A 6,595-nucleotide genomic window follows, 5' to 3' on the forward strand; every position below is an offset into this window, starting at 1 on the left:
GCGCTGCTGCATAGCGGCCGCGCGGCGTTCGGCGCTGCGGGCTACGCCCTTCGCGCCGCACGTCGCACAGAAGGATCAACTGAAACCACCGGCATCCGATTTCTGCACAACTTGACGCACACAACTCAACACGTAGACGTAGGTTGGGAGATGGGGCATGGGGTACCTGTTCCTGAGCGCCGCAATCGGCGGTTATGTCAGGGACTATAGCGATTGGGCCCGTCGCGCGCCGCACTGTGCGATAAACGGTGGAAATGCGCGACGAACGGCGCTTGCATCTGGCGAACGTCCGTGCGTGGCGCCGCGTGCAAAGATCCAGAGGTGCGGCGCAGCCGCTCGCCAATGGTGTAACGCCGCCTCGAATTACGCTACCATCTCCGCAGTCCGCCTTCGCTCGCTGCCATGCCAAGCAAGCTGTTCTCTATCGCTTGAAGAAACGCTGCGACTCCAATTGCTCGCGGAACGGCAGATTGTCATGTCTTCTGCCGGTTCGGCTTCCGGATTGAATGTGCAGGTTCAACGACTCTTTGAACGTCATGGATTAGCTTTGCAAGTCGGACCCTCTGCGCCACAGCTTGCATCAATGATGGCGCTTGTTTCCGCAGGACTTGGCGTCGCGCTTCTACCGGCGTCGGCGGCCACACCTTTGCGCGCCGGGGTTCGCGATATGTCCGTTTCCAAGTCCGAAGCTCACATCGATACGCTCGTCATCTGTCGACAAGAGCGGTTACCCTGGTCGATCAAGATCATTCCATGGCGAAACCTCCGCTGCTCGAGGACTACGCAAGCGTCTGGATCTCAGATAAGACAGCCTTGATGGATCGTGGGACTGCGCAATTAAGGAAACGCCGCAAGATTGTGCTCGCGGAGGCGGGCGCGACCTGACGCTAGCTTCTCGATTCGTCGCTACATGCCCTCAATGTCTCTTGTGGAAGATTGGCGGCCATGAATCTGGCTAGGTCAAACATGCCATGCGCATGGACTGAACCAGAGGGAAGGAGTGTCCGCCAACTCCAGTTTTCGCGATACCGAATGTCGAGCCAAATTTGTCCCTCATTCCTTTCGTCGCCCGGATTTTCAAGTCGGAGAATTGATCTCACGCTAGCCAGACTCTCGCCGCGGTTGTAGATTCGATAGATTGTGAGCCCTTTCGCCTGCTCCACTGAACCGGGCACACTTCTTTTTCCCGAGACAGGGGAGGTGTCAAAAGCGTAGACGACCCTCACCTCGGGAACACCGCTTTTCGCCGACAGTGAGTAAGCGAACCGCTGCGCTAGGCCGCCGCCAAGAGAATGCCCCGTAGCGATAACGTGGGCTTCCTTCAGCCAGGCCCATTGCGGTTCTGCTGCGCGTCGTTGATACTCGGCGATAAACGTCGGCACGAACGTATCGGTTAAGACCGAGTATTCGTCGATAGGATTGAACGGCCTCAAGAACCATCTGAGATTGGCCTTCCAGTCGTCGAGGCTGCTCGCAGCCGTACCGCCGAACGCGACGACCACTTCTCCGGAAGCTTGGTTGGACCAAACTTCGGCTCTCAGGTGGACCTCGCGCATTGTTTGCGCCGCAGAGGCGTACCGTTCAGGCTTACCGTCTACTCTTGGCGGGGCCTTTAGAACCGGCATGTCGTCGGCCCAGTTCATCCAGCCCCTTCTAGAAAGGAACAGGTGAGGCTCAGGACACGTTGCCGTCGTTTCGAGCCGCTTTCGTTTTGGATCGTCTGAGTCCTGATACGCGGCCACCGCAGCTCAGGCATACGGCCAGTGAATTTACGCGGCGTCTGGTAGAGGCTTCCAGAAGTGAAGTTTTCCGCCGCTCTCACGGATATAAACGTCGGCCTGCGTTTGGTCCGTGCTCGCGCATCCGGTCAGGCACACCAGACATCCAGCTAGATTGAGGCATATGAAGCTCTTATCAAAGCGCGCCATGACGAAGTCCAGTCCTTTATAACTCACATGCACGCAAACTGCGTAGCACGCTCAAGCAGCCGCACTCCTTGCTCGAACGCTGAGCCTTCCGCCAACCCATGGTCGAGGCCAACGACCAGGCACTCTCGCAGTCGTACGAGGTCGCTCGTGGCGGCGGCGCGCCGTAGTGCGGCGGTCAAAAGAAGCGGCGCGAGCGCGACCTGACCGACCGGAGCCAACAAGTTGATCGCGACGAGCCAACGCGGTGTTCGGTTCTCGCGATTGAGCAGCCGCGTGATTTGTTTCAACACGTTCGGATTGCCGACACGCGATGCGGCACCTTGCGTCAGGGCGACCGGCCGCGCACGGATCATTGCTGCGCAGAGGAATGCCATCACATAGGTCGTGTGATACGACGTGCGCAGAACGTGCTGGCTCCAAGGCAGCTCACCGTTCGCCTCGTTTTCATGCGAGTACTCTGGGCCGGGCAAGAAGCCGTTCTTATCTTGCACGGCTGCCAGCAGTTCAAACGCAAACACGGCCGCTGGAGTCCACGTGAGGCCCGCCATCGGCCAAATCCACAGCACCTCGGCGACGAGATCAAGGTTGTCGGCGTCCAACGACAAGGCCAGGGCGGCTTCAGCGTCTTCCACCATCTGCGCCTGGCCGCGCGGCCTCGCCACGCCGCGCTGGCCCATGTCGGTCGCGTGCAGCAAGACGTGAGTCAAGGCGTAGAGGTCGTTGCTCGATGCGCGCAATGCATCTAATGGACGCGCCGCGACGCTACGACAGAGCAGCCCCCGATCTGGACTACCAGATCGGGCTGCGCCGGCGCGCACTTGTAAGAGCCATTCTCGCTCAAGGTCCTGGCCCGCTAAGCGCTCACCTGCGGCACTCTCATTGCTGCCCAGTACATGAGTGAGAAGAGCGTCGAACGTGGCATCGGCAACGCCAAAGTCGGTCAGCACGGCGTGCGCGGCAGCATGCTCGATTGCGCATGCAGGCTCACGACACAACGAAGCTCGTACGCTCTCTGAGCGCGCCAGCGGTGCTAACTGCGCAGCCAAACGGTCAATGCGTGCGGCTAAGTCAGGATCGACCGCGCGCAGAAAGGCGCAGCAGCGCAGCAGTAACGCGCTTTCGGTAACCACCTTCTGCAGTAACAGCAGCCGTTCTCCGGGCGGCGCAGGACTGGAGGGATGCTCCTTGAGTGCGGCGGTCAGGGTTTGGTCGGCCATCTCAAGCGCGAGCGTGACTCGTCGCCGGAGGTCACACTGATCGAGATACAGCCCACCATTACATTCGGGGGCGAGCCGCGCGAAATACAACACCGATCCGCCGCGCAAGTCATGCCTGCGCATCGCGCTCGCCGACAACGGCGACGCGGCCAATGTCAACGATCTCCGGCTCTGGCCAGCCGCAGGCCCAAATGCATGGCTTCCTGATGATCATCATCAGCTCTTCCCCGGTCAGCGCCGCTTCCTAGCCGTGCTTCGCCATCACGCCACCGATGGCCTCCAGGTTGATCGCCTTGCTTTGGATCAGCGCCTCGACGACGCGCTGATGGAATGCACTTCGAGGATTGCCCATAGCTATCTCCTGCCACCCGTTATTTAAAATAGGATAACTTATTACCAATTAAACAATGTCTGCAGCGCCGAGGACCTCGTTCAGCTAATTTTCGAGCGTGTCGTGCCGCTGATGAACTTGTAAAGTGGTGACTGGATATTAGGCAAAATTACATTTGTTTCAAGCTCACTCGACGATTACGGACGCGGTGTGTGCGCTCGGGCACATACCCTTTTTTGGTCTCAGTTCGAGGCATGCAATGAATTAAGCGTTGAGTCTGGCTTTACACCGTTGGTGGGTGCGCACGCGAAGGGTAGACGCGTGAGGCGACGGTGCGATCGACACGTTTCAAAAGACCTATGTGGCATCTGGTGGTGCGATAGACGAGCGGATGTGAGCGGTGTAATAGACGCATTATTGGGGGGCATCGCGTGGCAGGAGTTGGGACGCCATCCCGAAAGCCTGCGGCTCGCTCCGGGTATCCAGCCTGTGCAGGCTACGGGTCCTCTTGTTGCGGCGCGGCTCTCTTGCGCTTATGCTATTCATCCCGGTACTCGGCGCATTTCGTGCACTGCCTCCTTGCGACATGGCGAAATACGACTCCCTCGAAACTCATCTACGAGACCTGAGCGGCAATTTCGTACGGCTCACGTTTGCTGAGATCAACGAGATTCTTCCGTCGCCGTTGCCGCGCTCGGCTTACGAGCATCCGCCGTTCTGGAGCAACACCACTGAAGGGCGCACACACGTCTGGGCGGACGCATGGCAACGAGCCGGATGGCGCGTGACGGGCTATAGCCTCGAACAGCGACACGTTGACTTTCGTCGCTTCCAGGCTGCGTCGGCTGACACTCCGCAAGGCCGCGAAGACAATGCTGGCGAGACCCGCGGTGTCGAACCGAGCCTGCGCGAGGCTGCGCCGGCGGCCAGTTATGGCGATGGTAGGCAAGAGAGCGAGGAGCGACAGCTCGTCGCAATCAAGACACGCCGTGGCCAGCCTGATTTCCGTGAGAGACTGCTGCGCGCGTATGGCGCTGCCTGCGCAGTTAGCGGCTCATCGGTCGAAGCGCTGCTGGAAGCGGCGCACATTGTCCCGCACGCGCTCGCAACCAACTACGCCACCACGAACGGAATGCTGTTGCGTTCGGACATACACACGCTCTTCGACCTTCACCTGATTTCGGTTGACTCTGACTATCGCGTGACCATTTCGCGGTCTCTTGAGTGGACGGAGTATGCGCAATATCGCGGCCGGCGCCTTGTCGCGCTTCCCATCGATCTTCAGGAACGCCCTTCAACGGATTCCCTGAAACGCCACCACAACCTGTTCATCGCGCGCGACGAAGCGCTAGACGAATGAGCACAGCCATCCGCGAGACCCAACGATGAATATTCAACCCGTATCCGTACGGACCGAAACCCTTTTTCTCCTCGATCGCAATGTTGTCGCGATCATCAAGACTGCGGTGTTGAGCAAGGAACAGCCGGATGATAAAAAAAAAGCCGCCCTTGAGGCATTAAGGGCAATTGATTTGCCGCAGTACAGCATCAGCCCCATCCTTTCAATTATAGAGGGCGAAAAGGGACGTGAAGACGACGCCCATCAAAAGGCCCTGTGTCTGAAGACAGAGGCAGATGCGATCGGCGAGTTCTTCAAGCTGGCCAACACGGACGCTGCGCATCTTGGCGGACTGAAAAGCCTTGCGTCCGAGATTTTTGCTGGCGTGAAAGAAAGCCAGTGGGACAATCGAGCAGACTTTCTCGGGATGGCTGCACCGCTGGTCGTACAGAAGGTGGCAACGGAAGACCGCAGGCACGTCGAAGACAAGCTGGTCGAACTCGCGGCCGCAACCGGGCTGGCCGCCAACGATGCGATCGTGATGCTATTCCTGGCCTGCCTTCACGGCAGCAACGACGCGCGCAAGGTCATCAAGCCAGCGAAACCGAACCCTTATAACGCACTGTCGGATCTCCATGTCATCCCCCGCGTCGGCTTGATCAGAGCTGTCGCACGGCAGCTGCCTACGCCAGTCAACGTCTTGTTCCGGACATTGGACGAAGGCTTGTTTGGCGTGTTGTCTAAGGTGGACATTGTGCTTAGCCACCTCACTGACGATGGCGAGCTGAAAATGCAGATCCGGTACAAGCCTGAGTTATTTCCCGAACTGGCCCTTAAGGACGCGATCATCATGCTGCAGCGACTGGCGGACATCACCGCGGCGGCTGTTGAGGGAAGCCGTTAAACCCCTGGGATGTTTTCTGCCGGGCCCCGTAACGCGTCCCCACGTGTTCAAAGCGCGGCAGTTTGCGAGCCATGTCGTTCTGCCGTCGAGCATTTCGAGCGTGCTGAGAAGAACGTTCCTAATTCGGACAAAAGTCCGCGAGCGTCCATATTGGGGCTTGCGCATTGGCCTGCCGACAACGCATCTGGCAGAAGTTCGGCTTCTGCACATCCCCTTACCGAACTTCTCAAATCGACTGTCACGATGCCCCTCCCGCGTTGTGGTTGACGACATCCTAATCAGAAGCGAGACAATCGACGTCCATTTTCGGAAGATATTTGAGGTCTGCGCGAGATAATTCGATATGTGCGGCCGAGCCGGAGCAGTGGGGCCGCTCCAGAGCAACCAGATACGCGGCGATGAAAAGAATAAACCACATTGAGGATCGATGTCCGAGACCTAGAAATCCACGGTCGGCTAGTTTTTTAAACTGTTCGCCGCGACGAGTTGGTCCAGTCGTTCAGACGCGTTAAGGATTTCGCCCAACCGGACCTCTCGTAACTGTCGATCGTGTTCGTTGACGATCGCGATCAAGGGTTCCACCGTTGCCTCATCGAACACCCACTTCCCACTGGCTTTCCCGCGTCCAGTATCGAAAGTACGCGCTGCTCAACTTGGGGCACGAAGGCAAGTTCGAGCAATTCGAATCCTGCCTCGGTGACGAAGCTCGTCATTAACACGGTTTGTACAAGGGTCGTGACATGCATTCCTAGTCGACCCTGAACAATCCTCAAAGCCTTACGCGATAAGGCGTTACAGCCCAAACCATGTTGAGCGAATTGCAGGAAGCAGGCATATTAACGCTTGATTCCTGCATTTTTTGACGAGGTGCGGATG

At 58.2% G+C, this 6,595-nt stretch carries 5 protein-coding genes; 3 read left to right on the top strand and 2 right to left on the bottom strand.

Annotated features, from left to right (window positions below; translation table 11 throughout):
- Positions 1-157: 157 nt before the first annotated feature.
- A complete protein-coding gene (locus BVER_RS36045) occupies positions 158-817 on the top strand; it encodes a LysR substrate-binding domain-containing protein (protein WP_083452386.1) in 660 nt (219 codons plus the stop codon).
- A 70-nt stretch (positions 818-887) separates the two neighbouring features.
- Here BVER_RS36045 and BVER_RS26735 read toward each other — a convergent pair whose 3' ends face one another.
- Both BVER_RS26735 and BVER_RS26740 read right to left on the bottom strand, forming a co-directional pair.
- A complete protein-coding gene (locus BVER_RS26735; RefSeq protein WP_050455835.1) occupies positions 888-1,643 on the bottom strand; it encodes a lipase family protein in 756 nt (251 codons plus the stop codon).
- 308 nt (positions 1,644-1,951) lie between these two features.
- Positions 1,952-3,304, bottom strand: coding sequence for a DUF6895 family protein (locus tag BVER_RS26740; RefSeq protein ID WP_157056253.1), 1,353 nt, complete (start codon positions 3,302-3,304; stop codon positions 1,952-1,954).
- Between the two features lie 758 nt (positions 3,305-4,062).
- Between BVER_RS26740 and BVER_RS26745 the strand changes: the two genes are divergently transcribed.
- Together BVER_RS26745 and BVER_RS26750 are read left to right on the top strand one after the other, a co-directional pair.
- On the top strand, positions 4,063-4,836 hold the full coding sequence (locus tag BVER_RS26745) for an HNH endonuclease (RefSeq protein WP_050455837.1): 774 nt from the start codon (positions 4,063-4,065) through the stop codon (positions 4,834-4,836).
- Between the two features lie 25 nt (positions 4,837-4,861).
- Positions 4,862-5,719 (top strand): hypothetical protein, encoded by an 858-nt coding sequence (locus BVER_RS26750; RefSeq protein WP_050455838.1) that lies wholly within the window; start codon positions 4,862-4,864, stop codon positions 5,717-5,719.
- The last annotated feature ends 876 nt before the right edge of the window (positions 5,720-6,595 follow it).

The sequence above is a fragment of the Candidatus Burkholderia verschuerenii genome, assembly GCF_001189365.1.
Classification (GTDB): domain Bacteria; phylum Pseudomonadota; class Gammaproteobacteria; order Burkholderiales; family Burkholderiaceae; genus Caballeronia; species Caballeronia verschuerenii.

Bases quoted from the DNA above. Each gene is read 5' to 3' on its own strand.
- BVER_RS36045 (WP_083452386.1), top strand. From the start codon at position 158: ATGGGGTACCTGTTCCTGAGCGCCGCAATCGGCGGTTATGTCAGGGAC.
- BVER_RS26735 (WP_050455835.1), bottom strand. From the start codon at position 1,643: ATGAACTGGGCCGACGACATGCCGGTTCTAAAGGCCCCGCCAAGAGTA.
- BVER_RS26745 (WP_050455837.1), top strand. From the start codon at position 4,063: ATGGCGAAATACGACTCCCTCGAAACTCATCTACGAGACCTGAGCGGC.
- BVER_RS26750 (WP_050455838.1), top strand. From the start codon at position 4,862: ATGAATATTCAACCCGTATCCGTACGGACCGAAACCCTTTTTCTCCTC.